At 61.6% G+C, this 25,650-nt stretch carries 40 protein-coding genes; 6 read left to right on the top strand and 34 right to left on the bottom strand.

All coding sequences use genetic code 11. The annotated features are described in order from the left end of the window. The first annotated feature begins 41 nt into the window (after window positions 1-41). The 4 genes from WYS_RS14690 to WYS_RS07220 all read left to right on the top strand — a co-directional run bounded on the left by WYS_RS14690 (window position 42) and on the right by WYS_RS07220 (window position 2,524). Window positions 42-449 carry a carboxymuconolactone decarboxylase family protein gene (locus WYS_RS14690; protein ID WP_019177495.1) on the top strand — a complete coding sequence of 136 codons (408 nt, stop codon included), beginning with the start codon at window positions 42-44 and terminating at the stop codon, window positions 447-449. 26 nt (window positions 450-475) lie between these two features. Then, entirely contained in the window at window positions 476-1,633 is a 1,158-nt protein-coding gene (locus WYS_RS07210) for a hypothetical protein (RefSeq protein WP_019177496.1), read from the top strand. Window positions 1,634-1,676: 43 nt separating this feature from the next. Further along, window positions 1,677-2,027, top strand: coding sequence for a hypothetical protein (locus WYS_RS07215; protein WP_019177497.1), 351 nt, complete (start codon window positions 1,677-1,679; stop codon window positions 2,025-2,027). 74 nt (window positions 2,028-2,101) lie between these two features. Continuing rightward, entirely contained in the window at window positions 2,102-2,524 is a 423-nt protein-coding gene (locus tag WYS_RS07220; RefSeq protein ID WP_019177498.1) for a hypothetical protein, read from the top strand. On the opposite strand, the gene WYS_RS07225 is transcribed toward WYS_RS07220, so the two are convergent. Both WYS_RS07225 and WYS_RS07230 read right to left on the bottom strand, forming a co-directional pair. Continuing rightward, window positions 2,518-3,015: a GNAT family N-acetyltransferase gene (locus WYS_RS07225; RefSeq protein ID WP_019177499.1), complete on the bottom strand. Its 498-nt coding sequence runs from the start codon at window positions 3,013-3,015 to the stop codon at window positions 2,518-2,520. The two genes, WYS_RS07220 and WYS_RS07225, sit on opposite strands and share 7 nt — an antisense overlap. Before the next feature lie 63 nt (window positions 3,016-3,078). Then, window positions 3,079-3,840: a potassium channel family protein gene (locus tag WYS_RS07230; RefSeq protein ID WP_019177500.1), complete on the bottom strand. Its 762-nt coding sequence runs from the start codon at window positions 3,838-3,840 to the stop codon at window positions 3,079-3,081. A 346-nt stretch (window positions 3,841-4,186) separates the two neighbouring features. Between WYS_RS07230 and WYS_RS07235 the strand changes: the two genes are divergently transcribed. Continuing rightward, window positions 4,187-4,831 carry a helix-turn-helix domain-containing protein gene (locus tag WYS_RS07235; RefSeq protein ID WP_019177501.1) on the top strand — a complete coding sequence of 215 codons (645 nt, stop codon included), beginning with the start codon at window positions 4,187-4,189 and terminating at the stop codon, window positions 4,829-4,831. A 56-nt stretch (window positions 4,832-4,887) separates the two neighbouring features. Here WYS_RS07235 and WYS_RS07240 read toward each other — a convergent pair whose 3' ends face one another. The 30 genes from WYS_RS07240 to WYS_RS07385 form a co-directional block, all read right to left on the bottom strand. Continuing rightward, complete coding sequence (locus tag WYS_RS07240; RefSeq protein WP_081579891.1) at window positions 4,888-5,949, bottom strand: MtaA/CmuA family methyltransferase; 1,062 nt, start codon at window positions 5,947-5,949, stop codon at window positions 4,888-4,890. A 67-nt stretch (window positions 5,950-6,016) separates the two neighbouring features. Further along, window positions 6,017-7,354, bottom strand: a complete 1,338-nt coding sequence (locus WYS_RS07245) for an MFS transporter (protein WP_236993872.1) — start codon at window positions 7,352-7,354, stop codon at window positions 6,017-6,019. 179 nt (window positions 7,355-7,533) lie between these two features. Further along, window positions 7,534-8,490, bottom strand: a complete 957-nt coding sequence (locus tag WYS_RS16315) for an RNA-guided pseudouridylation complex pseudouridine synthase subunit Cbf5 (protein ID WP_019177504.1) — start codon at window positions 8,488-8,490, stop codon at window positions 7,534-7,536. Next, on the bottom strand, window positions 8,483-9,019 hold the full coding sequence (gene cmk / locus WYS_RS16320) for a (d)CMP kinase (RefSeq protein WP_019177505.1): 537 nt from the start codon (window positions 9,017-9,019) through the stop codon (window positions 8,483-8,485). Before cmk ends, WYS_RS16315 begins: the two co-directional genes overlap by 8 nt. Continuing rightward, a complete protein-coding gene (locus tag WYS_RS14695; RefSeq protein ID WP_081579892.1) occupies window positions 9,016-9,690 on the bottom strand; it encodes a DUF106 domain-containing protein in 675 nt (224 codons plus the stop codon). Before WYS_RS14695 ends, cmk begins: the two co-directional genes overlap by 4 nt. Window positions 9,691-9,692: 2 nt before the next feature. After that, entirely contained in the window at window positions 9,693-11,273 is a 1,581-nt protein-coding gene (gene secY, locus WYS_RS07265; protein WP_049796300.1) for a preprotein translocase subunit SecY, read from the bottom strand. Between the two features lie 19 nt (window positions 11,274-11,292). After that, window positions 11,293-11,718, bottom strand: a complete 426-nt coding sequence (locus WYS_RS07270) for an uL15m family ribosomal protein (RefSeq protein ID WP_019177508.1) — start codon at window positions 11,716-11,718, stop codon at window positions 11,293-11,295. Between the two features lie 10 nt (window positions 11,719-11,728). Further along, window positions 11,729-12,193 carry a 50S ribosomal protein L30 gene (locus WYS_RS07275; protein ID WP_019177509.1) on the bottom strand — a complete coding sequence of 155 codons (465 nt, stop codon included), beginning with the start codon at window positions 12,191-12,193 and terminating at the stop codon, window positions 11,729-11,731. A 5-nt stretch (window positions 12,194-12,198) separates the two neighbouring features. Then, on the bottom strand, window positions 12,199-12,894 hold the full coding sequence (locus tag WYS_RS07280) for a 30S ribosomal protein S5 (RefSeq protein WP_049796290.1): 696 nt from the start codon (window positions 12,892-12,894) through the stop codon (window positions 12,199-12,201). Window position 12,895: 1 nt separating this feature from the next. Then, window positions 12,896-13,396 carry a 50S ribosomal protein L18 gene (locus WYS_RS07285; protein ID WP_019177511.1) on the bottom strand — a complete coding sequence of 167 codons (501 nt, stop codon included), beginning with the start codon at window positions 13,394-13,396 and terminating at the stop codon, window positions 12,896-12,898. Beyond that, a complete protein-coding gene (locus WYS_RS07290; RefSeq protein WP_019177512.1) occupies window positions 13,396-13,857 on the bottom strand; it encodes a 50S ribosomal protein L19e in 462 nt (153 codons plus the stop codon). Before WYS_RS07290 ends, WYS_RS07285 begins: the two co-directional genes overlap by 1 nt. Continuing rightward, window positions 13,854-14,588, bottom strand: coding sequence for a 50S ribosomal protein L32e (locus WYS_RS16325; RefSeq protein WP_019177513.1), 735 nt, complete (start codon window positions 14,586-14,588; stop codon window positions 13,854-13,856). Before WYS_RS16325 ends, WYS_RS07290 begins: the two co-directional genes overlap by 4 nt. After that, on the bottom strand, window positions 14,585-15,136 hold the full coding sequence (locus tag WYS_RS07300; RefSeq protein ID WP_019177514.1) for a 50S ribosomal protein L6: 552 nt from the start codon (window positions 15,134-15,136) through the stop codon (window positions 14,585-14,587). Before WYS_RS07300 ends, WYS_RS16325 begins: the two co-directional genes overlap by 4 nt. Window positions 15,137-15,146: 10 nt before the next feature. Then, on the bottom strand, window positions 15,147-15,536 hold the full coding sequence (locus WYS_RS07305) for a 30S ribosomal protein S8 (RefSeq protein WP_019177515.1): 390 nt from the start codon (window positions 15,534-15,536) through the stop codon (window positions 15,147-15,149). Between the two features lie 9 nt (window positions 15,537-15,545). Then, window positions 15,546-15,692, bottom strand: a complete 147-nt coding sequence (locus tag WYS_RS07310) for a 30S ribosomal protein S14 (RefSeq protein WP_019177516.1) — start codon at window positions 15,690-15,692, stop codon at window positions 15,546-15,548. After that, the gene (locus tag WYS_RS07315) at window positions 15,689-16,201 is read right to left on the bottom strand and encodes a 50S ribosomal protein L5 (RefSeq protein WP_026068918.1); all 513 of its coding nucleotides are present in this window, start codon (window positions 16,199-16,201) and stop codon (window positions 15,689-15,691) included. Before WYS_RS07315 ends, WYS_RS07310 begins: the two co-directional genes overlap by 4 nt. Beyond that, window positions 16,198-16,908, bottom strand: a complete 711-nt coding sequence (locus WYS_RS07320; protein WP_019177518.1) for a 30S ribosomal protein S4e — start codon at window positions 16,906-16,908, stop codon at window positions 16,198-16,200. Before WYS_RS07320 ends, WYS_RS07315 begins: the two co-directional genes overlap by 4 nt. Beyond that, the gene (gene rplX, locus WYS_RS07325) at window positions 16,905-17,282 is read right to left on the bottom strand and encodes a 50S ribosomal protein L24 (protein WP_019177519.1); all 378 of its coding nucleotides are present in this window, start codon (window positions 17,280-17,282) and stop codon (window positions 16,905-16,907) included. Before rplX ends, WYS_RS07320 begins: the two co-directional genes overlap by 4 nt. A gap of 10 nt (window positions 17,283-17,292) precedes the next feature. Continuing rightward, on the bottom strand, window positions 17,293-17,691 hold the full coding sequence (locus WYS_RS07330; protein ID WP_026068919.1) for a 50S ribosomal protein L14: 399 nt from the start codon (window positions 17,689-17,691) through the stop codon (window positions 17,293-17,295). Between the two features lie 5 nt (window positions 17,692-17,696). Then, on the bottom strand, window positions 17,697-18,026 hold the full coding sequence (locus tag WYS_RS07335; protein WP_019177521.1) for a 30S ribosomal protein S17: 330 nt from the start codon (window positions 18,024-18,026) through the stop codon (window positions 17,697-17,699). Window positions 18,027-18,031: 5 nt separating this feature from the next. Beyond that, entirely contained in the window at window positions 18,032-18,298 is a 267-nt protein-coding gene (locus WYS_RS07340) for a ribonuclease P protein component 1 (RefSeq protein WP_019177522.1), read from the bottom strand. Next, window positions 18,295-18,594, bottom strand: coding sequence for a stress response translation initiation inhibitor YciH (gene yciH, locus WYS_RS07345; protein WP_026068920.1), 300 nt, complete (start codon window positions 18,592-18,594; stop codon window positions 18,295-18,297). Before yciH ends, WYS_RS07340 begins: the two co-directional genes overlap by 4 nt. Beyond that, window positions 18,594-18,797, bottom strand: a complete 204-nt coding sequence (rpmC, locus tag WYS_RS07350; RefSeq protein ID WP_019177524.1) for a 50S ribosomal protein L29 — start codon at window positions 18,795-18,797, stop codon at window positions 18,594-18,596. Before rpmC ends, yciH begins: the two co-directional genes overlap by 1 nt. Beyond that, complete coding sequence (locus WYS_RS07355) at window positions 18,797-19,537, bottom strand: 30S ribosomal protein S3 (RefSeq protein ID WP_019177525.1); 741 nt, start codon at window positions 19,535-19,537, stop codon at window positions 18,797-18,799. Before WYS_RS07355 ends, rpmC begins: the two co-directional genes overlap by 1 nt. 1 nt (window position 19,538) lies before the next feature. Further along, on the bottom strand, window positions 19,539-19,985 hold the full coding sequence (locus tag WYS_RS07360; protein WP_019177526.1) for a 50S ribosomal protein L22: 447 nt from the start codon (window positions 19,983-19,985) through the stop codon (window positions 19,539-19,541). Window positions 19,986-19,994: 9 nt separating this feature from the next. Further along, on the bottom strand, window positions 19,995-20,456 hold the full coding sequence (locus WYS_RS07365; protein WP_019177527.1) for a 30S ribosomal protein S19: 462 nt from the start codon (window positions 20,454-20,456) through the stop codon (window positions 19,995-19,997). Between the two features lie 5 nt (window positions 20,457-20,461). Beyond that, complete coding sequence (locus WYS_RS07370) at window positions 20,462-21,157, bottom strand: 50S ribosomal protein L2 (RefSeq protein WP_019177528.1); 696 nt, start codon at window positions 21,155-21,157, stop codon at window positions 20,462-20,464. Window positions 21,158-21,166: 9 nt separating this feature from the next. Next, the gene (gene rplW / locus WYS_RS07375; RefSeq protein WP_026068921.1) at window positions 21,167-21,448 is read right to left on the bottom strand and encodes a 50S ribosomal protein L23; all 282 of its coding nucleotides are present in this window, start codon (window positions 21,446-21,448) and stop codon (window positions 21,167-21,169) included. Between the two features lie 2 nt (window positions 21,449-21,450). After that, window positions 21,451-22,221 carry a 50S ribosomal protein L4 gene (gene rpl4p / locus WYS_RS07380; protein ID WP_019177530.1) on the bottom strand — a complete coding sequence of 257 codons (771 nt, stop codon included), beginning with the start codon at window positions 22,219-22,221 and terminating at the stop codon, window positions 21,451-21,453. 5 nt (window positions 22,222-22,226) lie between these two features. Continuing rightward, window positions 22,227-23,228: a 50S ribosomal protein L3 gene (locus tag WYS_RS07385; protein ID WP_026068922.1), complete on the bottom strand. Its 1,002-nt coding sequence runs from the start codon at window positions 23,226-23,228 to the stop codon at window positions 22,227-22,229. Window positions 23,229-23,977: 749 nt separating this feature from the next. Here WYS_RS07385 and WYS_RS07395 point away from each other — a divergent pair. After that, window positions 23,978-24,184, top strand: a complete 207-nt coding sequence (locus WYS_RS07395; protein WP_019177533.1) for a hypothetical protein — start codon at window positions 23,978-23,980, stop codon at window positions 24,182-24,184. A gap of 40 nt (window positions 24,185-24,224) precedes the next feature. On the opposite strand, the gene WYS_RS07400 is transcribed toward WYS_RS07395, so the two are convergent. Further along, window positions 24,225-24,545, bottom strand: coding sequence for a DUF5611 family protein (locus WYS_RS07400; RefSeq protein WP_019177534.1), 321 nt, complete (start codon window positions 24,543-24,545; stop codon window positions 24,225-24,227). Between the two features lie 12 nt (window positions 24,546-24,557). Further along, window positions 24,558-25,559: an archaeosine biosynthesis radical SAM protein RaSEA gene (locus tag WYS_RS07405; RefSeq protein WP_147654350.1), complete on the bottom strand. Its 1,002-nt coding sequence runs from the start codon at window positions 25,557-25,559 to the stop codon at window positions 24,558-24,560. Between the last annotated feature and the right edge of the window lie 91 nt (window positions 25,560-25,650).

A 25,650-nucleotide genomic window follows, 5' to 3' on the forward strand; every position in this document is an offset into this window, starting at 1 on the left:
CATTAAGCACGTTGCCCGGCCACGTGGACATGGGAGATACGATGGGAGAGTACGAGGACACCTTGGACGATATCAGGAAGACCCTCGGGATAGTGCCTGGTTTCATGAGCGCTCTGCCGGAGGATGTTCTGATCCACGACTGGGCATTAATGAAAAAATACCAGTGGGGCGAGTCGGTGATAGAGCCAAAGCACCGGGAGCTCATCGGGCTGGCCGTGGCCGCCAACCTGAAGTGCCCGTACTGCCAGCTGATGCATCTCAACATGGCCAAGGCCAGGGGCGCCACGGACGAGGAACTCGCGGAGCTGTTCTACCTCGCCTCCTTCACCTCGCGGTGGAGCTCGATGCTGCACGCCCAGCACTATGATTTGAAGCAGTTCGAGAAGGAGGCCGCCAAGATCGGCGATCATCTCTCGAACAAAGAGAAGGTCGTGCAACAGGTCCTTTAAAGCGGCGACCAGCTATGACAAGGGCGATGGAGCGGGGAACGGCCGCTGCGCTGGCCGGGGACCTCATGCTCGACTTCGCCAAGATAACCGGGTTGGCGCCGGCGGGCCCGGCGCCGAAGCGCTACCTGTGGACCGACGCGTTCGCGGTGTGCAACTACCTGGAGCTGTTCCAGGACAGCGGCGATGCCGAGTACCGGAACATAGCGCTGGAGCTCGTGGACGAGGTGCACCATGTCCTGGGGAAGCACCGCTCCGACGACGGTGAGAGGGGGTGGATAAGCGGCCTCGATGAGTACGAGGGGGAGCGCCATCCCACCGCCGGGGGCCTGCGCATAGGCAAGCCCCTCCCGGAGCGCCTGCCCGGCGAGCCGGCGGACCCGCAGCGGGAGTGGGAGCAGGACGGGCAATATTATCACTACCTCACCAAGTGGATGCATGCCCTGAGCAGGGTCGCCGCGGCGACCGGGGACCCCCAGTACCTGAGGTGGGCGGTGGAGCTGGCCAAGGCCGTTCACCCGGCGTTCATATATTCGCCGCGGGGCGGGCGCAAGAGGATGTACTGGAAGATGAGTATCGATCTCTCCCGCCCTCAGGTCGCCTCGATGGGGCAGCACGACCCCCTCGACGGCCTCGTCACCTACAGCGAGATCGCGTCGAGGGCTCGGAAGCTCGGCGTCAGAACGGACCTGGACGGGGAAATCGCCGACATGGCCGGCATCGTTCGGGAAGGCCGCCTCCTGACCGATGATCCCCTGGGCGCGGGCGGCCTGCTCTCCGACGCGTGGCGGATCGTCCAGCTCACGGCGGCGGGCGGCCTGGACCGCCCCGGGCTGCTGGAGAAGGTGCTCGGCTCCGCCCCTCTCAGCGTGCAATTCATCGCCGAGAGCGATCTTCTCGGACTTCCGGCCGCTCACCGCCTGGCGTTCCGAGAACTAGGGCTGGCCATCGGGCTGAAAGGGATGGAGCGCGTGAAGGACTGCATGTCCATGAAGCCGGGCCTGTTCAGCAGGGACGCGGCGCACAGTGCCGAAGCGCTCAACGCGTTCCTACCCCTGGCGGGAGCGATAGACCGGTTCTGGACCGACGGACGGAACTGGACGGTGAGCACGTGGAGGGAGCACCGCGAGATCAATATGGTCATGCTCGCCACGAGCCTTGTCCCCGGAGAGTTCCTGCGCGCCTAGGCGCCGGATAGCATTATTAAATCATGGCCGGCGATATCGGCTCATGGCCGAGGTCGGAGAGGTCGCCAGGGAAAGGATGGCGAAGCTGGGGGAAGCGAACCCCGGCAGGAAGTTCGAGGATGACTACATGGACACCGAGTTCGGGACCAGGGGGCTCATCAGGGTCTTCGGGTACGAGGACGACGTCGTTGCCTTGGAGTTCATCGAGCCGGAGGAGATGTGGGCCGACCCTGATGCGCTGGAGGAGTACAGCGAAACGCTGTCCGATGGCATCGGCGTCAGGGTCATCGTGCCCGCAGAGGAGAAGCGCGACGCCGCGGACATGCTGCGCGAGATCATCGGCAAGGCAGTGGTCCTGGGCTACGACGAGCTCGGGAAGTTCCTTGAGATCTGAATAAAGCTCGGGACGTCTTCCGGCCCTTCGCGCGCCCACCGTATTATATCCGATGGCGTCCCCACGTGCTCAGCATGAGCACAAAGGCCGCCCACCACAATGACAAGGCCTCCCCACGAAAGAAGGCAACGAAGAAGGAAAAGCGGAGCGAGGATGACTATCTTCTGGAGCTGCCCATGGGCCGTTTGGCGGATGTTCCCATGCCCTTCCGGTTCATCGGCCTCGATATAGGCAAGATATTCCAGAAGGATTTCATGGATAGTTTGGATGCGAGCATCTCCAAGCCCATGATGTTCATAGTCAAGGTCAATTGTGCGGGGGACGATCCTTTCACGGACACCCTCATCCTGAGCATCATGCTGGTGGGAAAGGAGGCAGAGTGCATCGTGCTTCCTGCCCCGGACATCCCATATGAAACGATCAAGGAGATCATCGAGCCGCTGGGCGGAAGGGAGGCGCCCATGAGGGATTTTGATGCGATGGGCCTGTCCTATTGAGACCGCTCGACGGCCTCGCCGAAATCGTTCTCCGTGAGCCTGAAAGTGACCCACGGGATCTTCTTTCCGCCCATCCTCTCGTAGAAGGAGTGCGCCCCGACGTTCCAGTCCAGGGCGGTCCACTCCATCCGCCCGCACCCGCGGCGCTTCGCTTCCTGCACGCAGAACGAGAACAGCTTGGAACCGATGCCCCTCTTCCGATGCTCTTCCAGCACGAAGATGTCCTCCAGGAACAGGGTGGGCTTGGCCAGGAAGGTGGAGTAGGTGAAGTACACGGTGGCGAAGCCTATGGCCTTCCCGTCGAGGACGGCCAGGAACGCCTCGGCCATGGGCGGGTCGGCGATAAGGTCCCTCTTGAGGCGGAGCCTGGCCGCCTCGTTCGGCCCCTCCAGGCGCTCGAAGTCGGCGAACTCCTGGACCAGTCGCAGGAACTCCTCGATGTTCTTCCGGTCTACCCTGACCGTCTGGACGCTGCCGCTCTCTATGGCCATGAGCCCCAATAATAGCCTGGACGCATAAGTCATTTGGGACCGTTCCGCCGATCCTTCCCGGGGCTATGGGCGGCCGGCGCGTTGTTGTGATGCCAGTACGCTCTGGATGAAGATCGCCGATAACAGGCCCAGGACCATGAAGCCAGAGACGGCCTCGAACACTACCAGCCATTTGCCCAACCCCACCGGGGAAACGTCGGAGTATCCCAGCGTGGTGAAGACCAGGCCGCTGAAGTAGAACGCATCGTCAAAGCCCATGGGGGCACCGGAACTGGTCCTAAGGAAGCCCTGAACATAATAGATGGAGGCGAAGATGTAGATCGTCAGGAAGATGGTCAGGAACACCAGGAACAGTGATGCGCGCGGATCATCCTGGACGGTGCCCTTCCTGACGACCGACCATATCAGGATGCTGACCACGAACAACAGAGGGACCACGACCACCATCGAGATCGCCATCCTGACCATTGGGAGGACCTCGTTCCCGAACAGCGCGATCGATGCGGTGAGGAGAGAGAACATGGTTATGGGGGCAACGATCAGGAAGACCACTGCGCGCCCGGTCCTCCGCATTTCCGCCGGCGCTTTCCCGTTGAACGCCGCCAGCGCCGCGGCGGCCAGATAGAAGGAAAGGTTCAGGATGGTGAATATGGAGATGGCTTCCAGGACCCTTTCCGAGGATCTGCTGGGGTCGCCCAGCAGCGGCACGATGACGAATATCGAGAAGAACGTGAGGACGGCCGCTCTTGATGGCCAAGGAGCGGTCCGGAAGAAGAGACGGAAATAATCGTAGGTTCCGCCCAGGACATGGGGCCGAGATTGCATTCAATGAGTTTAATCACCACCACGAGGCGATAAAAATATGGAACGGCGGGGGAAGGCCGCAGGGCATCTTGGCATGATGCCGCACAGACACCACCCGGTCACTCGCTCGACGAGCACGTTCGGCCGCCGGTGCAGAGGCTTCCCGGCCTTTGCCTGCGGTCTGCCGGGCTCCGGGCGTAGCCTGGTGCATTTGCGCAAGGTGGCCTTGAGCCACAGAACGGTCAAGGGCCGAAGGGGCTGCAGCATCCCCTTCGCAAGGCCCTTCGAGGCAAGAGAAAATATAGCATTTACAAACAGTGCTAAGCTATTTCCTGCCCCTGCGGCAATCCCCTGAAGGGAGGATGAGATGAGACGCGTGGTTCTCTCGTACAAGATGGTCAATGAGCACATCTGCAGCAACTTCCTTCCTCATCTGGCCAAGTGCGGAATGGATGTGAACGTGTTGCGATGCGCTCCGGTGGGACCGCGCTCCGGCTACAGCCTGGTAAGGGTCCAGGGACCTCATGAACTGTGCGAGGCCGAGCTCGCCAACATCCAGGACCGGGTCGGGGGGTGGTGCTCGGTGGAGCTGTCCAAGACCGCGCCGGGGGACTATATCGCCATGGTCTCCAACCGCGACTGCGCCATCTGCCATCTGTTCACCAGCTCCCAATGCTTCCTGGAGTCCTGCAGCCTCAAGGAGGACGGCACGGTGACGTGGAGCGTGGTGGGGCCGGATAGCGGCTCCATCGGCCGGCTCATCGGAGCGCTCAGGGAGACCGGGAGGAACGTGATCGTTCACAGCACCCATGAGCGCGGCTCCAGCAGCGCCCTCACCTTCCGGCAGAAACAGGCGCTCCTCCTGGCCTTCGACATGGGTTTCTACGACATACCCCAGAGGACCACCCTGGACGAGCTGGCCACCCAGGTCAAATGCTCCAAGTCCACTCTCAATATCGTGCTGAGGCGGGCCGAGCGCAAGGTCCTGGGGGATTATCTCACTCGTTCCTAAGAAAAAGTTTCGACGGGGCGGGAGGAAAGGTGGGTTTCGCGCCCCGTCACGGAGGATTACCACTTCTTGGGCAGGTTCTTCACCATATCGACCATGGCCGCGATGTTGTCCCGGCTGATCATGGCCGACAGGCCGCACCCGGCGGAGATGACGTTGAAGCCGGCGTCCACGGACTTCAGGGCCATCTCCCGGACCTGTTCAGGGGTTCCCTGCAGCAGGGGGCGGACCACTCCGACGTTCCCGATAAGGGCGGCCCGGCTGTCCACCAGCTTGACCGATCGATACGGGTCGCTCTTCTCCTCGATGGACAGCCCGTCCGCGCCGGTGGCGATCATGTTCTCCAGCCCGTCGACCATGTTGCCGCAGATGTGCAGCACCTTCTTGGTGTGCTCCATGCCGCTGAACGTCTCCTGTATGTACGGCAGAGCGAACTCCCGGAACGACTCCGGGGAGATCATGTCCAAGGAGGCGGAGGGCTCGCTCATCTGGACGATGTCGACCCCCAGCTTGTCTACGATCTTGAGCCATTCCTTCTCGTAGGTCGCCGCGAACTTGACGAACTTGTGCACCAGCTCCGGGTCGGTGAGCACCCACAGCAGGAGGTTCTCCGTTCCCACCAGGTGCCCGGCGATGGTGAAGGGGCCGGTAACTCCCACGATAGTGGGGCGGTCCCCCGCTCCCTCCTTCATCATCCTGGCGGCGTCCAGGATCACCTTGTTCCGGGCGATCCTGGGTATCTCCGACCGCTTCGGCAGCACCAGGTCCGCGTCGAAATTGTCCTTGTAGGGGTGCGATTTCACCATGGGGGTGCTGTTCTTGGTCCCCAGGAAAACGTTGCACCCCAGGGCCTCGGCCTCGTAGCTGAGGCAGTACGGCACCCGGGCCGACTCCAGGCCCAGGTAGGGGTATGCCGCCAGGGCCAGGCGGGACATCTTCACCGCGTCGGTATGAACCTCTGGCCACGCCGCATTGGCATAATCCATGAGCTGGACGGTCCCCGACGTGGTCATCCCGGCCACCGGGGGACGGTCGTTCTCCTTGCACGCCAGAGCACGGAGCATGCGTTCCCGCATCGTCACTCCGCTCTCGTCTTTGGGTCTTGCAACTGTCGTTGTCATGTGATCACTTCCGTCGAACTATGAGCAAAGGAACGAGGGCACAGGGCCCTCAGATAGCGTTTTGACCTCAGCCCGAGGCCTGTCCCTTCTTGTCCGCGTCCACGGGGACCGTCACCGGAACGCGTTCCTTCTCCTTGGACAGGAAGGCGGCCACGGTGGCGATAAGCATGCACACGAACATGAACAGCCAGATGGTCTGGTATGACCCCAGGGTGCGGTCGATGAGCATCAGGCCCGAGATCTGCTGCAGGATGGCCCCGCCGGCGAAGGGGAATATGTTCAGGGCGGCAGTGGTGGTCCCCACTATGGCTATGGGGAACAGCTCCTTGATCTGGGCGTAGCTTACCACGAAGAAGCCCCCGAAGAAGCCGAACACGAAGTTGATGGCCATGTAGGCCACCGTGCTGGTGATGTGCCCGGCAGTGAGCCAGATGACCGCCCAGGTGATGGTGTAGACCACCGTGCCGATGATCAGCACCTTCTTGCGGGACTTCAGGACCTTGTCAGATATGAAACCAGCCAGAGGGCACCCGACGATCATGCCGATGCCGATGAAGGTCAGCACCATGCCGTAGGTGGCCTTGTCCCATCCCAGCACGTCGTTGAAGAACGGCCCCGCCCACAGTCCCTGATAGACCATGATGCTGCCGTACATGAAGAAGAACCAGATCGCCAGGGGCCAGAATTTCATGCCTGCCCCGAAGGTCATCTTGAGGGCCTTCACCATAGGGATCTTCTCCACCTGCTTTGCCTCGGGGATCGGCTCCCCCTTCTCTTCCGCCTCTACCTCCTGGATGGACGGAAGGCCCATGTCCTGGGGGCGGTCCCTGGTGATCACCCAGGCCACTACCGCGAGGACCACTGAGATCACGCCCAGGATGATGAACACCTGCTGCCATCCCAGGGCATCCGACATTAGGGCCAGGGGGCCGGCGGCGCTGAGGGCGCCGATGTTGCCCACGGCCAACAATATGCCGCTGAGGGACGCGAACTCGTTCTTGCGGTACCAGGTGGCCAGGATCTTCATGATGGGGATGTACACCATTGCCACCCCCACCCCGATCAGCAGCCTGCCGGCGATGACCATCACGAAGGTGGTGGCGATGCCGGTCATTATGGCGCCGATCGCGGCGACCATGGTGAAGACGCCTACCGTCTTCCGCGGCCCCCAGCTGTCTGTCAGTAATCCAGACGGGAGCTGCATTATAGTATATGCGTAGAAGTACGCCGAGCTCAACAGGGCGATGGACGCCGCGCCTACCCCAAAGCTTCCCTGAAGATCTGTCGATACCACCGCCGGGGACACCCGGTGGAAGTACACGAAGAAGTAGGCGAACGCCAGTATCCCGAACACCGCCCAGCGGTAGCTCAGGACCTTCTTTACCTTGCTTTTTTCCAATGCCAAGACACTCAACTCCTCCTATCATCGGACCGGGACGATGAGCCCTTGCCCTAGAAATCGGCGGAGAGTTACATGGTCCGCACGGCGAATATGTTCGTTCGGGGCGAGATATAAAACAGATGCGGCGAACCTGTTCAACGCCTTTCCGGAGGTCCGCTATAAACATTGGGTCGCCCGAGGGGTCACCACATCTTCGGATAGGTGCCGGGGAGCATGTACACCCGGTCGGTGGAGACGGCCACCCCGTCCTTGGCCCTGGTCATCTCCTCGGCGGCCATCTTGGCGGTGCCCACCGCCACGGCCTCCCCCTTGGCGGTGAACATCGCCACCACCGTCTCCTTTTGCACGGAGCCGTCGACCTGTACCACGCCCACCACCGCGAGGTCCGCGCCGTGCGCTACCGCGTCCACCGCGCTGTCCTTGAGCACGACCTTCGGCAGCGGGTCGAACAGCACCTCGAAGGGCAGGACCATGCTGCGCAGCCAAGAGTCGTCGCCGTCCTCTTTCCACATCACGTAGGCGTCCTTGATGTCCTGCAGGGTGACGGCCCTGTCCTCGATCATGTCCCCGGAGCGCGTCCTCCGCAGGTCCTCCATGCTCGCCCCCACCCCCAAAGCGTCTCCGATGTCCACGCACAGAGTGCGTATGTACGTCCCGGCATCGCAGCGCACCCGGAACAGCACGTCCCGGCCCCGGACCTCCAGCACATTGATGGAGTGGATGGTCCGAATGCGCATCTGCCTTTTGACGGCGGAGCGGACCGGGGGGGTCTGGTAGATCCTCCCGACGAAGGAGGCGATGACCTTGCGGATATCCTCCTCCTTGCGGTCGCGGTGCAGCCGCATCAGGCAGACGTACTCCTTGTCGGACCTGAGAACGAGATTGAGGGCTCGAACAGCGCGCCCGGTAGCGACGGGCAGCACACCGGACACCTTGGGGTCCAGCGTCCCTCCGTGGCCGATCTTCTCGGTGTGCAGGATCTCCCGCACCCACGCGGTGGCCTGGTGCGAGGTGGGCCCCTGGGGCTTGTCCATGATGATCATGCCGGCGTCGAGCAGCTCCTCGATGCTCCTTTCCGAAGGCCGCTTCCCCGCCTTCAGCTCCAGGGGCGCCTTGTCGCGGACGAGCATCTTAGCCATCCAGCGCCTCCGCGGCCTCGACTATGCCCGAAGCGACCTCTTCCGGGGACAGGCGGGTAGTGTCGATGACGAGGTCATATATCGCGCGATCGCCGATATCGATATTGTAGAATGAAAGGTACCGCTTGGCCTCGCAGGCCTCCCGGGCAAGGATCTCCTGCTTGCGCCGGGCAGGATCGCCGCCCTCGCGCTCGGCGACCCTGGCGGCGCGGACGTCGACGTCTGCGTCCAGGAGCACCCGGAGCGCAGGGATGCCGTTCCGGGTGAGCATGTGAGCGGTAAGCCTCCCTTCCAGGATGACGCCCTCGCTGCCCCGGGCGATCTCCACCATCCGGTCATCGAGAAGCCTGTCCACCTCGGGGTCCTCCTCGCACATCCTCCCGAAATCGCCGAGGGACATGCCACGGTCCTTGGCCATCTGCCGGAAGATGTTCCCGGAGATCACGACCTCCAGATGGAGGCGTTCCCCCAGCATCCTGCAGACGGTGGTCTTGCCGGAGCCGGGGGGGCCGCTGATGGTTATTCTCATGCGCTTTCCGCCTTGATCTCGTTCAGCCTCTTCCTGAACTCGAAGTAGCGGAGGGCGCGCATGAGCACCTGGCTGAAGGGTATGCTGATGAGCGAGTACAGCAAGATCCAGTGCGGGAGCACCGTCGACGCGGTCAGCGACACCGAGAAGGCCCACGGCAGATGCACTATGGCGGCCGGATTGAAGCCGTGTATGAACACATCAAGCCAGGCGAACACGGGAATGATGACGATCATGGTCAGCGGCATCAGCTTCATCTGGGTGGTGGACATTTCCATGGACTTGGTCATGATGTTCTGCTGCTGCTCGACCAGCTTCTTCATCTTGTACTTGTTGTTCTCCACCCGGGCCTGGCGCAGCTCCTTGTTGAAGGAGGACACTATCTTCTGGCTCTCGGCCTGCCCGATGTAATCGGTGAAGAAGTGACGGATGATGGTGGTCAGCCCGACCATCACGATGCCCGCGAGGAACAGCGTGACCACGGGATACTCGCCGCCCAGGCCCACGGTGGGCTGGAGGGCCAGCCCGGCGATCTCGCCGAGCCAGCGGCGGAGGCCCTGGTCGAACATCACGAACATGGCGAATATGAAGACGAATATCGTCACGAACGTGCTGGCCTGCTTCTTTGCATCAGGGGCCGGCCTTGCCGGCAACGGAGTAGTTCCTTCCATTCTCAGTCACCTCCGAAGAAGCCCCTCAGCATGGGGTGCATCTCCATCATCTGCTCACGGCCCAGCGCCTCATAGAACTGGATCAGTATGCCCACTGCCAGCAGGACACCGGTACCGGACGCGTTCCCGACCGTACCTATGAGGTCGGCGCCGGCGGCGAGGGCGCCCACCAGCGCACCGGATATCACCGTGACCACGGGGATGTACCTCTCCAACACTCTCTTCAGCACCCTGGGGTCGCGCCTGAACCCGGGGATCTGCAGGCCGGAGGACTCGATCTGGCGAGCCACCGCTTCCGGCCCCATGTTGGTGGTCATTATCCAGAACTTGGCGAAGACCACCGAGCCCAGCACCATCACCGTGAAGTAGATCAATACTTTTGCCAAGATCTGCAGGGAGCTATGGCCGAACACGTACGATGAGTACGTGACGGGATCGAGCATTGGCAACAGCCAGCTCGAAAGCCCCTGCGGCGTGGAAAGATACCATGCCAGTCCTCCCGTGGGGGTCGAGGACCCCGCCGAGAAGGAACCGAGCATGGGGTTCCCTCCGATGAGCGGTATCTGCGACAGGGTGGGGTTGGTGTACAGCAGCAGCGAGAACATCGCCACGTTCGCCAGCACCGCGGCCATCAGGATGACCGGGATGTTGGAAGCGTACAGCAACTTGATGGGGTAGCGTCCCCTCGCTCCCCTGGCCGTACCGTGCGACAGCGGCAACTCGATCCTTGCCGACTCTATGTACGCCACGAACAGGAAGATCGCTATCGTCCCGATGAGCGCGACCATGGGGTTGGGCGGACTGAGCAATATCTGCTCATAGCCTCCGCTGGCCAGCGACGCCGCTGACATGTTGAACAGGAAATAGAAGGTTTTGGGGATGGTACCCACCGGCGGATTGTCCAGGCTGGTCGCGGAGCTGGCGTCCGCGGGGTACCAGTTCAGGGTACCAGTGAAGAGGGCCTGAGCTACGCCGGCGGCGATGAACAGCGATATGCCGCTGCCCACCCCCCATTTGGACACCACTTCGTCCATCAGGAACACCAGGTACGAGCCGATGAACAGCTGCAGTATCAGCACCGCCTGTGCAAGGCTCGTTCCATTGATCATCCCCGAGTCGCCCACCAGGCCGTTCAGGTTGCTCACGAAGGCGCCCGAGGGCACCAGGTAGCCGAACACCTGAGGCACGGCCTCGATCAGGATCATGACCAGCACCAGGAACTTCTGGGTTCCCTGGTACACGGCCTTGTCCTCATCGTTGGTGAGGTCCAGCTTGATGATCTTCGCGCCGACGAACAGCTGCATGATGATCGACGCCGTGACTATCGGCCCGATGCCCAGATGCATTAGGGAGCCCTGAGCCCCAGCCAGGATAGCACGGTACGGACCGAATAGGTCAACGACACTTTCCTGGTCCAGCCCGTAGAGGTATACGTTGGTCATCACGAAGTAGAAGACCAGCATCAGGATGACCCACATGATCTTGGTCCGGAAGTGCACGTGCCCTTCCGGACGCTTGACCGCGGGGAGCCTCTCCGTCAGAGGTTTCAACTTGTACAGCATGCTCTTGTGTTCGTCGGCCATGATCATCACATGAAGCCAATTACGGCTGGGTCACCGAGCCCCCTGCCGCCTCGAGCTTTTCTTTGGCCCGGGCAGAGGTCTCGGCGACCACTATATCGAAGGGGTTTGCTACCTTTCCGAATCCAAGGAGTTTGTCGACGCCCATATTGGCTAGGTTGATTTTTATTTTACCCTCTTGCTTCACGGCGAACCCTTGCTTCATGAGGTCCTCCATTCTCTCGTCCAGATCCCCTACGTTAAGAGTTATCTTGGCGGAGACGACCTTCTGGGGGCGCTTGAAGCCGTGACGGCCGAAGTGCATGGGGTCGTACTTGAGCACGCTGATGGTCTTATGCTTGTGGAGACCGGCGTTGCCGTGGCCTCCCATCTTGCCGGCGCCTCTACCGCTCTTCTTGCCGCGTCCGTGCGTCCGGGAGCCTCTGAACTTGTTAGTTCTGCTTACCATCTCATCCACCTCACAGCATCTTGTCGATGAGGGCGTTTATCCTCTCGCCCCGGTACCCCAGGGACCCGTGGGTCTTGAGGTCCTTCTTCACGGCCTCGTACCCCTGCTTTGGGGGGTGCAGCCGGAACAGCGGCTTCACGTCCTTCAGCTCGGAGTACTTCACCTCATCCTTCACCACGCTCTGGGCGAACGCGTCCACCGAAGGGTACGAGGAGTTCGCTCCCACGTACGCGTCGTCGATGGGCTTGTCCCCCATGAGGCGGCCGCGGGTCCTAATCATCTTGGCGAGGGTCTCGTCCGAAACCTCTCCCCAGGTGATGAAGTCCTTGGCCTTCTGGAGCATGCCTTTCATGACATCGTTCTCAGGTATCACCACGCAGTGGTTCACGCGGGTGAGGCGGAGCATGCACATGGTGTCCTCGATGTCCTTGTTGATCTTCCTGTGTCCGCGAACCCTGATTACCGCGAATGCCATCTCAATCACGCTTCCTTCAGCGCTTCGGCGTCGCCCTCCACGGGCGCGCCGGCAACGTGGACCCTGGTGGGACCACTGATGATCCTGAGGCGCTTCTCCTGCTCCTCCGTTACTCTCAGCTCAGAGGTGCGCTTGAGGGCGTCGAAGGTGGCCAGGGCGTAGTTGACGGTGGTCTTGGTGTGCCCGCGGGCGAAGCCCCAGGAGTCCTTGACCCCGGCCAGGCTGACGATGCTCTTGGCAACGTCGCCGATGGCCAGCCCGATGCCGCGGGGGGCTGGTCGGAGGGTCACTTCCACGGACCCGCACTTGCCCACCACAGCCATGGGGAGCGAGTGAGCTTGACCGCACCCGCATTCCCAGGAGCCGCAACCCCTCTTGATCTCGATCATTTCCAGCTTGGCATTGTCGATCGCCTTGCGTATGGTCGGGCCGACCTCCTTTCCCTTGGCGCGGCCGAGGCCGACGAACCCGTCGCCGTTGCCGACCGCGCAGGTGACCGCAAAGCGCACCCTGCGGCCGGAGTCGGTCATCCTCTGGACCATGTTGAGGTCGATGACCTCGTCCTTCAGCTCGGGGAGGAGGATGTCGACTATCTCGGGCTCCCTCAGGGGGAGCTTGGTGGCCAGGGCCTGGCTCATGGTGGTGACCTCACCGCTCAGGACCATCTTGCCCAGCCTAGTTTTCGGAACCCATTCTGCCATCTTACTCAGCCTCCATCCGGCTCTTGACGTCCTCAATCATCTTCTCGATATTCCCGTCGATGTGCTGGCCCTTGAGCCTGGCCTCGGCAGGGATGACATCCTCGCCGTGGGGTATCTCAATGCCCGCATCGAGCATGCCCTTCAGGGCGGCGAAGACATTGGAGCCCTTCGCCGGCACCTTCTGGCCTATATCCAGCACCGCTTCCTCGACCCCGCTCTTGGCGGCCCTCTTGCCGGCCAAGTAGCCGGTGAGGTAGGCGGCGGGCAGGTTCCCGGTCGCGGCGGTCCATCCGAGCTCGGGGAGCTCCTTGGAGGTGGCCGCGGCCAGGATCTGGTCGCCCTTCTCGTCGTAGGCGATGAACTGGACGTTCGCGTTCTTGAGCGACAGGCGCACTACCGCCCTCGGGACCCGAGAGCGGAGCAGGCGCTGCCTGTATCTGTAGTCGGTCCTTCCCTCCCTTCTCCTGCGGAAGGGTACTCTGTACCTTGGTCCCGTTGCCATTACTGTCCCTCCTGCAGGTGCCCGTCGGCCTTGAGGTGCGAGACCAGGTGGGCGCGGTTCTTGAACACGCCGCCCTTGGCCTTCATGTAGAACTCCCGGTAGACCGTCTTGGAGATCTTGCCGGAGTCGCGCAGCTCCCGCAGCTCGGAGCGGATGGGGCGTATGGTCTGGATCCAGTCCCTCTTGGTGGGGGACCTGGCGCCGGCCCTTCCCTTCCTGCTGCCGGGCCCGCGCTGCCTTCCCTTCCTGCGCTGGGCGAGGTTGTGCCTGGTCCGGCCGCGAGAGATGCCCTGCTTGGGCGCCGCCCTTATGGTGCCGGACTCTATAGCTGTGCGGATGTCCGCCCTGGTGATGGCGTCGGCGAGGTCCTCGATCCGGTTGGGGTCGATCCACACGCGGTTCTGACCGCATCCCAGGATCTCGGCCGCCATACGCTTCTGGTTCTTAAGGTCCATTTTCATCCCGTCCTGTTCAAGACACGAATGCCCAGCTCGTCGGCCTTCTTCTCGATGACCTGCCTCTTCTTGAACCCGACGCTGCTGCCGATCCTGACGGCCTGCACCTTGGGGTCCACGGAGTCGAGCTGGTCGGCGTTGAACACCATGACCTCCTGGAACCCGGAGGGGTGCAGCCCGCGGACCTGCTTCGGTCCGCGATATCCGATGCTCACGACGTTCGGCCTGTACTGAACGTGGCGGCGCATCTTGCTGTGCATGCCGCGGGGGCGCCTCCACTTCTCGCCCAGGCGGGGGAAGCGGAACCACTCCTGCCTGAGGAAGGCGATGCGGTCATGGCTCATGTCGTACCTGAGGGCCAGGAGCTTCTTGGTATCGGCATCCAGCTCGGGCTTCTTCTTCACCACGTAGCCGCCCTCTTCCACGACCTCGGCCGCAGGCTCCACTATCTCGACCTCGGCCTTCTCCTTCTTGGCCTTGGCCAGCTTCTTCCCCTCGGCGGGGACGATGGCCGTCTCCCCGGTGTCCTTCAGAAGGGACTTCCAGGTGGAGACGGTCTTCGGCCCGACGCCGCTGAGTTCCTCCTGGATCTTCTTGGATTGGGACCTGTCGGCGAGAGCCGCTTTCAGCTGGGGCAGGGACTCGATGCCCATGTCCTTGAGCTGGGCGGTGAACTCCGCCTTGTAGTTGGGAAGGTCCTCCAGCTGGTCGATCTGTTCCTTCTTGGCCTTGCTCATTGGCTCACCTTCTTGGCTTTGGTGGTGATGTATATGCCGTCCTGGAACACCCTGGGATCGTATCCCCAGATGTGGGTCGCCCTCTCGATGTTGGCGGCGGTCTGGCTCACGGCCTCGATGTCGATGCCGGTGAGGGACACCTCATTGCCCTTCACCTGGATCTTGGTGTCGCCCATGATCTTGGCCACGCGGGGGGCCCTCTCACCGAGGAAGTTCTCGATGAGGAACTTGTCTCCCTTCACGGCGGTCTTCATGGGGAAGTGGGAGTAGACGATCTTCATCTCGTACTCGAACCCCACGGTCACGCCCTCTATCATGTTATTGATGTGCGCAGCGAAGGTGCCTACCATGGCCTTGTCCTTCACGCGGGGGAGCTCGCAGCTCACCACCACGTGGTCGCCGTCCTTGGACACCTTGGTCTTGGGATTGTAGAAGTCCCTGACCAGGGTACCCTTGGGGCCTTTGACGGTGACCTTGCTGCCTTCGACGGTGACTGTGACCTTCTCGGGTATGGCCACCTTCTCTTCGATCAGTCCGCTAAGTGTCATCTCGTTCCCCTCAGTACACGTAGGCCAGAAGCTTTCCGCCCACCCCAAGCTCCTTGGCCTTGGCATGGCTCACGACGCCCTCGGTGGTCGTCAGTATGAGCACTCCGAAGTCCTGAGCGGGTAGGTATCTGGATTCGAACTTCTCCAGATCATTCTTCTGAACCGAGTATCTCGGCTTTATCACGCCGCAATCGTTTATCTTGCCCTGTATCCTTACCTTGAACACGCCGGCCTTTCCGTCCTCGACGAACTCGAACTGGTTGATGTAGCCGTATTCCTGCATGACCTTGAGCACGCGTCCGATGAGCTTCGAGGACGGGCGGATCATGCATTCGTTCTTGCCGACTGAGGCCGCGTTCTTGATGGTCGACATGGCGTCGTTAAGTGGGTCGCTCTGCATGTCATCACCTCAGCTGTACTTCTTGAATCCTATCTCTGGTGCGATCTCACGGAAGCACTGCCGGCAGACGTGCATGCCATAGCGGCGCACGATCCCCCGCTTCCTTCCGCAGCGCAGGCAGCCCTTCTTCCTTCCGAACTCCTTCTTTGTCTTCACTCGACCACCTCGACGTTGTAGCGCTCCTTCATGAAGCCGATGGCCTCAGCCCTGGTCATGCGGTGCTCCTTAGGGACGGTCTTGGCCATGATGCGTCTCTTGGCCACTCTGTAACCGGGCCTCTTGAAGACCACGTTGACATCCATGCCGAATATGCCGATCTCGGGGTCGTACTTCATGCCCTCGAAGTCAGTGTAGTCGGAGATCCCGAAGGACAGGTTGCCCTGCGGGTCGAAGGAGTAGGAAGCTACCCTGTTATCGCGGATCGCCAGGGCCTTCCTGAGGAACCCCTCGGCGGTCTCGCCCCTCAGGGTGACCTTGCAGCCGATCGGCATGCCATGCCTGACCCCCAGGTCCCTGTTGGTGACCTTGGCGGTGGTGATGACAGGCTTCTGCTTCGCCACCATGCTCAAGACCTTCTGGGCCTTGTTCAGGCGCTCGCCGGCCTCGCCGACGCCGATGTTGATGACGACCTTCTCGATGCGGGGTGCCCGCATGATGTCGCTCATATGGCAGCCTCCTCGGGCAGCTCGACCTCGGAGCCCTTGGCACCGACGACGAACACATTGCTCTTGATGGTGGAGGTGCCGTTGGTGAACTTCACCAGGTTGTCGGCGGAGAGGCGGGTCACGGTGTACTCGTCGACCGTGGCGGTCTCGCCCACGTGGGAACCGGAGGTGATCAGGGCCATGCTGCCCTTGTCCAGCCTGTAAACGTCCAGTATCTTCTGGGAAGGGACCTCGATCTTGAGCACGTCCCCGGTCTTGTACCCGTCCTTCTCCACCAGGATGTTCCTGCCGTCGTGGAGGTTGAGCTGGGTCTTGCCGCCGGGCACGGTGGTCTTGTCCTCGATCCGGCACAGCTTCCAGGAGGCCTTGGCCCCGGGGACCTGGACCAGCTGGAGCTTGCCCCTCCGGTCCATGACCACGCGGTAGTGGGTGTCGATCTTGGGCAGGGACAGCACGTCCATGAGGCCGAGGCCCTGCTTCAGGTTGGTGGCGACCTTGCCGTCCACCAGTACCAGCTTGTCGTGCAGCATCTGCCTGACCTCCTGGGCCGTCTGGCACAGGTGCAGCAGGTCGCGAAGCACCACGTTGACCGGGATGCTCTCCTCGATGGCGTGAGCGCCGGGGGAGGGCTTGGTGATCCAGGCCGAGGTCTTCCTCTTGACCGGCCAGCTGCGGGGCGCGGTCAGTCTCTTCATTTCGTTGCTCATTGTGAAACCTCCTTGGCCTTGGTGAGCTTATCCTTCCGCTTGCCGTCGGAAAGGTCCAGCTTCATTATCATGACCTTGGACGCGTGCACGGGTCTGGCCACCTGGGTCCCGTCCGCCTTGGCGGTGGTGACGCCCTCGACCACGACCCTACCGGTCTTGGTGATGACCTCGGTGACCCTGCCTTCGACACCGTTGATGTCCTCGTCACCGCGCATGACCTTCACGGTGTCCCCCTTTATGACCTGAGTGGACCGCACCTTGTACTCCTTGCGCAGGTCGTCGCTCAAGTGGGAGGCCACCATCTTCCTCCGGACGTGGACGGGAGCGTTGTAGAAGGCCTTTCTCTGCTTCCTTGCTTTCTTGCTCTCTACCATTTTCTCACCTTCAGATGATCGTCGAGGCGGTCGCCGCTATGCGGGGCCACCTCTCCGCCGCTTCCCTCGCCACAGGTCCCTTTATGTCCGTCCCCTTGGTCTCGCCCTCTTCGGTGGTGATCACCGCGGCGTTGTCCTCGAAAGAGACCATGACCCCGTCAGCGCGCCTGAACGGCCTGCGCTGGCGGACCACGATCGCGTAAACGACCTGCCGCCTCATCTCCGGGGTGCCCTTTTTCACGGACGCGATCACTATGTCCCCAACACCGGCGCTGGGGTACCGGCGGTTGGTGCCGTGGTACCCGGGCACGGTGATGATCGCGATCGTCTTGGCTCCCGTGTTGTCGATAACGTTGAGCACGGTCCCCGTGTGGACACCGCGCGTCTGTCTGCCAGCGACTCCCTTCATCACGTTCACCTCTTCTCGACGATCACGAAGGAGACGGTCTTGCTCAGCGGGCGGCATTCCATGATAGTAACCTGGTCGCCGGCCTTCACTCCCAAGCAGGGAGGGTTGTGCACTGAGTAGTGGCTCGTCCTCTTCTCGTATCTCTCGTACTTCTGCTGATATTTCAGGTAGTTCTTCTCGACCACCGCGGTCTTGTCCATCTTAGTGGAGATGACCACTCCCTCGATGGTCTGACCCTTCACCGAAAGCTCCCCGTGGAAGGGGCAGTGCTTATCGGTGCAGGTGGTCTCGGGAACTTTAACATCGATTCCGATATCCTTGACTTCGTTAGCCATTGGGATCACCTAATCTTCTTAATCCGATCCTCAGGTCGGTGCTGGATCTCCGAACCATGAATTAGGACCATTTCGCCCTGGTATGTGAACATGAACTCGTGGTAGGGCTTGGGCACGGTGACCTCGCGGTCCCCCTTGCGTATGACGAAGGTGTTCTTGGTCTCATCCTTCACTACCCCGCTGAAGTCCTCGCTCCCCCGGGTGGTCGAATGGACCTGAACCTCCAAGCCTATGAGTTCCGAGCGCATGAAATCCCTCTTGTTCACGTTCATCTAACATCCGTCTTGAAGCCCATCTGTTCGAGGACCTCTTTGACCTTCTTCTTGTGGTCGCCCTGCAGCTCGATGCGGCCTTCTTTGGCCGTACCTCCGGCAGCGCACTTGCTTTTCAATTTCTTGGCCAGGTCGTCCATGTCGATGTCGTTCTCGTCGATCCCTTCGACCACGGTGACGATCTTGCCATAGCGCCTGCTGTCGGTGCTGATCCTTACGGTCTGCTGCTCACGGGCGATCTCTTCGCACATGCACAGCTCTTTGGGCAGTCCACATACCGGACAGATCTCAGCCATTAGTGCTTCTCCTCCTCCTTCTGGATGGTCTCGATCCTAGCGATGTTCGTCCTGAGGGCCCTGATCTTCCCGGGGTTGGTGGGAGCGCCGCCCATGGCGGCGGTCCCCCTCTCGTGCATGAGCTCGTCGCGGAGCTCGCGCAGCTTCTTGGCGCGGTCCTCGACGGGCATCTCCCTGATCTCCGAGGTCCTGAGAAGGGCCATTACTGCTCACCCTCCTTGGCCTCGGTGATCTCGGGCTCGGCTTCCTCAGCGGGCGCCTCCTCGACGGGTTTCGTCTCCACCGGCGAGAAGTCATCCTTCTTCTCCATCATGGGAGCGAGGTCAGGGAACTTCTCGACCGCTTCCGCCGGAGCGGTGACGTCGATCTCGTCAGGCAGCTTGGCGGTAGGGCGCATGATCTCGACGGTGACGCCGATGACGCCGGGCTTGAGCTTCGCCACGGCGTAGCCCTTGTCGACGTCCTTCAGCTTGGGCTCGCCGCAGAACTTGATGTAGCCCTCCTTGAACTTCTCGGTCCTGTGCCTCTGCCCAGTGAGCTTGCCGGCTATGATGATGTGGCAGCCCCTGGCGCCGTTGTCCATGACCCTCCTGATGGTGGAGTGCCCGGCGCGGCGGAAGTGCCAGCCCCTCTCCAGGGCGAAGGCCAGCTTCTCGGCCATGATCTGGGCGTTGAGGTTGGGGTTCTCTACTTCCTGGACCTCCACCTGGGGGTTGTCGAACTTGAAATCCTCCTCGATGGCGCGGGTCAGGTTCTTGATTGCGGCACCGCGGCGGCCGATGACGATCCCGGGGCGCTCGGTGACGAGCGTGACCCTGGTCCCCATGGGGGTCCTCTGCACGTCCAATCCGCCGAACCCAGCTCTGGTCACTTCCTTCATAAGGTATTCCTTGAGGAGGACCCGCCGGGTGTTCTCGGCGATGAACTTCCTTTCGCTTGCCATATTACTGTACCTCCTCTAGGATGACCTCGATGTTCACCGTCTGCTGGTTCCATTGGGTGCTCCTGCCGTAGGCGCGGGGCATGTACCCGGGGATGACGCGTCCCAGGTTGGCGGTGATGACCTTGACCTTCATGTTCTCGGAGTCAAGGCCCTTGTACTCGGCGTTATGCTTGGCGCTCTCGATGACCTTGAGGATCGCTTCCGCCGACTTCTTGGGGTAGCGGCCAGGTCCGACGCCGGGCTTGTGCGCCACGCCCGTGTTATAGCGGGCGAAGGGCACCGGCCTCTTGGCATCTATGACCTCCTCGAGCATCTTGATGGCCATGGAGACCTTGCGGCCTCTCAGCATGCGGCACACCTCGCGGGAGTCCTTGGGGGAGATGGGCATCTCCTTCCCGATGGCCCTGGAGGTCTTGTCCGGATCAGTGTATTGAGTGTATCCAGCCATGTTACCACCTTACTTAAGCGGCAGGAACTTGGAACCCCTGGTGGCACCGACGCCCGGTCCAGAGTGCTTCACTTCGTGCCTGGTCATGCTGAACTCCCCGGTGAAGTGCCCGATCATCTCGGGCTTGATCTCGAACTCGAAGAACTCCTTCCCGTTGTATACGGCGACCCTCTTCCCTACGAACTGGGGGATTATGGGCACATCGCGGCGGTGGGTCCTGACGACCTCCTTCTTGCCGGCCTTGATGGTCTCGAAGGCGGTCTTCTGCTCGTCGTTCATCCCGCGGGTAAGCGTCCTTCTGGTCCTGCTCGGGAGCAAGGTGACCATCTCGTCGAAGGGCATCTCCAGCAGCTCCTCCATGGTGAAGCCGCGGAAGGTGAACTCCTTCTTCCTGCGGGCGGTTATGCCGCCCTTCTTCTTCCGCTGCTTCCTTCTCGCGGCCTTCTGGCCGCCAATCTTCTCCTTTGCCATCTAGATCACTTCCTCCGCTTGGGCGAGAGACGGCCGACCTTACGACCGGGCGACGCGTTCCTGCTGACGGTGCTGGGCTTGCCGACGTGCGGGTGACCGCCACCACCGTGGGGGTGGTTGACGGGGTTCATGGCTACACCTTTGACCTTGAAGTAAGCCTTGCTCTTGCTCCGGTAGGCGTGGAACTTGTTCCCCGACTTTCCGAAGGGCTTCTCCTTCTGACCGCCTCCTGCGACCACGCCTACCGAGGCGCGGCAGCGGGGGTCGAAGGTCTTGAACGACCCGGAGGGCATTAGGACAACGACCCTGTCGCCCCTGCTGACCAGGGTTGCAGAGGTGCCCGCGGCGCGGACGAACTTGCCGCCGTCGCCGGGCTTGCCCTCGATGTTGTAGATATAGCTGCCCTCGGGGACCTTGCTGAGAAGCACCACGTTGCCGGGGGACATGTCAGCGTTGGAATCGCCGTAGCTGACCTCGTTCCCGACCGTCATCCCCTCAGCGGCGATCATGAGGACGTTCTTGCCGGCGAAGTTGATCTTTGCCAGGGGTCCGCTCCTGCCGGGGGCGTGTATGAGGTCGGTGATCGTTCCGGCGGTGGCGTCCACCTTAGGATACCGTATGTCGCCGATGTGCCTGTGACCGGGGCTGCGGTACACCGAGGTGCCCTGGCCCCTTCTCTGCTGTCTGAGTTGTTTTCCCATACTATCCCCTCAGAACACTCCGATTCTCATTCCGATATCCTCTGCCGAGTAGCCCTCGGCGAGCTGTATCGTGGCGCGCTTGCCATCCTTGGTGATCTTGGTCCAGACCCTCTTGACCTTGACATCGAACTGCTTCTCGAAGGCCACCTTGATCTCCTGCTTGTTCGCTTCCTTGAGCACGACGAACTCGATCTTGTTGCCGTCCTTGAAATCCTGGGTAGGAGTGCCGGCCATGTAGTTCATCGTCTTTTCCGTCACATAGGGGTGGAGCAGAATGTTGCTCTTGGCCATGTCTACCACTCTCCTACCTGCTTGAGGGCGGACTCAGAGAACACCGTCAGCCTCCCGGCGGCGCCGCCGGGGGCGAGCTTTCCGGCGCTCAGGCCCTCGGTCGAGGTTATCTCCACGCCGGGCAGGTTGTTGGCGCCCATGAACACCGGGGCCTCCTTGGCGGAAACGACCACCAGGATGCTCCGGGGGGTCTTGTACTTCCTGCTCCTCATCTTGCCGCGTCCAGCGCGGACCTTCTTGCCGTCCTTGGCGCGGTCCAGGTCGGCGGAGATGCCGATACCGGCGAGCGCTTCCACGACCTCGGAGGTGGTGGCGAGCTTCTCGAAGTCGTCCTCGACGACCACGGGCAGGGTGATGCCGTCCTCGAACTGGTGGCCTCTCAGCTTCACCATCTCGACGTCGCTGAGGGCAGCGAGCGCGGACAGCTTGGCCTTGGTCTTCTCCTTGCGGTTGACTTTCTTGGAATAGTCCTTCTCCGGCTTGGGCGGGAAGGCCCTGCGGCCGCCCACGTTGTTGGGCGACTCGGCGGCCTTGTTGCCCTGGGTAAGGCGCTGGACCCTGGAGGTACCGCGGCCCTTGCCCCATTGGGAAACAGCATGTCGCACCCCCGCCGTGGGGGAGGGGCCATAGGGCTGGCGCTTGTTGGCCATCTCGGCATCGGCGGCCCTCTTGATCACGTCCGGCCTGAACTCAGTGGCGAAGGCGGAGGGGAGCTCCACGCTCTTCACGACCTCGCCCTTTACGGAATATATGTTAACATTGCTCTTGGCCATGATCTTCAGGCCCCCTGCTTGGATTCAGTAGATACATATACCAGGTTGGGCGCCTCCTTAAGCACAGCGCCGGTGGGCCTCACGGGGTCGCGCAGACGGATGAGCCTCTTGGTGGGTCCGGGCACGGAGCCGTGGATGAGCACGTAGCTGCCCCTGACGGCGCCATAGTGCACGAAGCCGCCCTTGGGGTTGACCTCATCCCCCTTTTCCCCGACCTTGAGGATGCGCTTGTTGAACTCGGTCCTCTGGTGGTAGCCCACCTGGCCGGCCTGCGGGACGGTGGGCCTGACGAAGCCGGGCCTCTTGGGACCCAGGTTGCCTACCATCCTGCGGTGCTTGGAGTTCTTGTGGGAGAGCAGCTTGACGCCCCACCTCTTGATGGCGCCCTGGAACCCCTTTCCCTTGGTGACGGCGGCAACATCGATGATGGCGCCGTCCTTGGCGAACTCGGTGACGGTGATATCCTTTCCCAGGAGCCCCTTGGCGTACTCCAGCCTCTGTTCGAGGGAACCACCGCCGACGCGGGTCTCCATGAGGTCAGGGACCTTCTTGGGGACGCCGGTGATGAGCTTTGGCTGGGTATAGGTGAGCACGCGGACATCCTCGATGTCATTCTTGTTGAGCTCTGTCCAGGCCTTCTCGAAGTCGTAGTTCTTGGGTATGGGCAGCTTCCTCTTCAGCGCCTCGTCGACGCTGGGTGCCCAGACTTCCCCGGCGGTCTTGAGCCCATAGCGGGTGTTCTCATAGACCCTGACCGCGGCGACCTTCATCGGAGGCACCTCCAGAACGGTCACGGGGACCTGAATCTCCTGCCCGGTGGTGAGGCTGCTCTTGCGGAAGTCCACCACGAACGCGTGGGTCATGCCCGCCTTATAGCCCGCGAAGTCCTGAAGCTTAGGGCCTTCGCTGATCTCGGGCCAGGAGTCTAACCTGGGTGTCTGGCTTACTGCTCGCTTTCTCGGCGAATATGCTTTCGAGCCTTTCTTTGGACGTCTCTTGTTTGGCATGATTCTCCCTCTCGTTTTTTGAGAGAATCCACTCTCTGTGCTTGCGCCTCTGATCCCTTCGATTGCTCGAGGTCAGCACCTTCGACCGTGGCGCGGTATCCACCCTCCGAGAATGGAGTTAGAGGGGAAATTGGGATGCTAGAGCATTGCCCATGGCGTCTGGTCGAACGTCCTCAGCGCGTTTAGCGTGCCTGTCGGATAATAGTTATGGTATTTAAAGTTATCCTGCCATCACGCCGGCATGCTGGCTAGGCCGGATTCCCATTTTGTGGAAGCATGCGAAAGGATGGCAGGGAGGCGCCTCTCCACATTGGGAAAGGATCATGAAATGGTCGGTCTGAGTCCCAGCGGCTTTCGTAAGTTGATTGAGAGCAACATATTATGCAACATATTAAAACAGCAGAACAACATTGCACTGGACACGCGGGACCATCGGATGCCTCGCAAGAGGAAAGGCATTCTCCCTGAGAGCAAAACGGCTGAAGTTCCGATACTCTGGTCCCGAACATCGCCCATAGGAGCATGATGCCGGCGACAGCATGTGGGAAAGGCATTGAGCGCGCCCCTGTGAGCAGGCCGCCTAACGCATCGCACGGTGCTCGTTGCCCCTTGCGGGCAGGAGCCAGCCGAATGCAGCGGGCGTTGATGCCGAAGGTCATTGGATAAATGGGGCAGAGTGTGGCTTCAAGCCCACGAATGATCGTGAGCGGCTGACGTTCCCACATCACGTCCGCTGGCGGGGAGCGGAGATGAAGGTCAAGGAGATCAAGGGAGGGCAGAAGACCCTGTTCAACTTCGACATAGGGGATCCCTTCGAGGCGCCCTCCATGGACGTGTTCAAGGACCAGTTCAGGCGTCTGCACGGCCGCAACCCCTCCGCATCGGACATCTCGGCCTACTACGACAGGCACCCCAAGGAATTGGAGCGCGTTCCCGGCCGGACCGGGAAGCGATGAACTCGGGGCGGCCCCCGGGGACTTTTTCGGGCCCAGGATCTCAGAGCTTGCCGTCCTTGGCCTTCTTCTGCAACCTCTTGGAGCGCTCCTTGGTGTTGAACCCTGTGGCCTTCTCCATGAACTCGTTGTACTTGCGGTTCGACTCGACCATGGCCTCCGTCGGCGCTGCCTTGTCCGAAGTGGTCGCCACCGACAGGGCGGTCTTGCTGATCAGCTTGACCTCGAAGCGAGTGGTGGCGCCGAACGATGTGACGTAGGCGCCACCTTCCTCCTTCACTGCGCCGAAGACCTCGGTCATCAGGTTCTTCAGGCCGTCCCCTTCCAAGCTCGCTCCGTGCCCCTTCTTGATGTCGAAATCCATATTATTGTCTCCTTAATCGAACTCCAGCTCGCTGCTCAGGTACCGTGAGATGTCCACGCTGGTGCCCATGGTGTCCTGGACGTCCATGACGGCCGCCCATTCCTTCCGGCACCCGCACTGCAGGCCCTCGAACTCCCCTGCGTCCTGATTGAAGGAAAAACGCTGGACGGCGTCAAGAATCTTTCTGTCGCAACGGTCGCAGTTGTGCACGCCCCTCGCGGTCCCTCCCCCGGAGGGCGAGGACATCACCCTGCATCCGCTGACCTCCTTGCCCTGCCTCAGCACTTCTACCAGCGACCACAGGTAAGGCGGGCGGTAGTTGCCCCGGCGCCACAGCGCCTCTACCACGGTGTCCCGCTGCACGTTCACCGGGTTGACGCTGACGCTCTCGGAGAACTGGGAGGAGTACTGTATCGAGCTGATGGCGTCCTCTACCGCAGCGCGCTCCGTGAGGTACGGCGGCTTCAGCAGGAGGTACGTCCTGAGGGGGACCTTCCGGTCCAGCATCACTTCGGCAGCGCGGGTGTAGTCGGCCACGGTGAAGCCTTTGCGCACGCTCTTCCGGAGGATCTCCTCGTTCGAGCTCTCCAGCCCGATGGCGATCGCGGACCGCGCGCAGTCGATGCGGGACAGCGAATCATCGGTGATGAACTCCGGGCGGCTCTCGAAGAGGATCCGGTCGGCCTTGCCGAAGGCGGAGAACACCTCGTCCCGGACCTCCGGGGGCACCTCATTCTCATCAAGGAACGAGCCAGAGGTGTACAGCTTCACCATCCTCTCGCCGCGGTAGCGCTCCGTGGCCTTGGCCAGTTGAGCCTTCAGGTCCTCGATCGTGACCGCGCGGGAGCTGGCGGCGTTGTAGCCGCACATTAGGCACCCGCCCTGGTAGGACCACCAGCACCCGGTGGTGCGGAATATGAGAACGAAAGCTTCCGCTCTCTCCCCGGCGATCATGTCCTCTTCCCGCCACATGCTGACGGGGACCTGCAGCTCTTCCCTGGTCAATCGGGCCATATTACACCTGAGCTTACAGTGGACATGACAAGTGGAATAACTACCTTTGCCCGGGGAAGCGCTTAAGGGCGGTACGGTCCGGACCGCTCCT

This window comes from Methanomassiliicoccus luminyensis B10 (genome assembly GCF_000308215.1).
Classification (GTDB): domain Archaea; phylum Thermoplasmatota; class Thermoplasmata; order Methanomassiliicoccales; family Methanomassiliicoccaceae; genus Methanomassiliicoccus; species Methanomassiliicoccus luminyensis.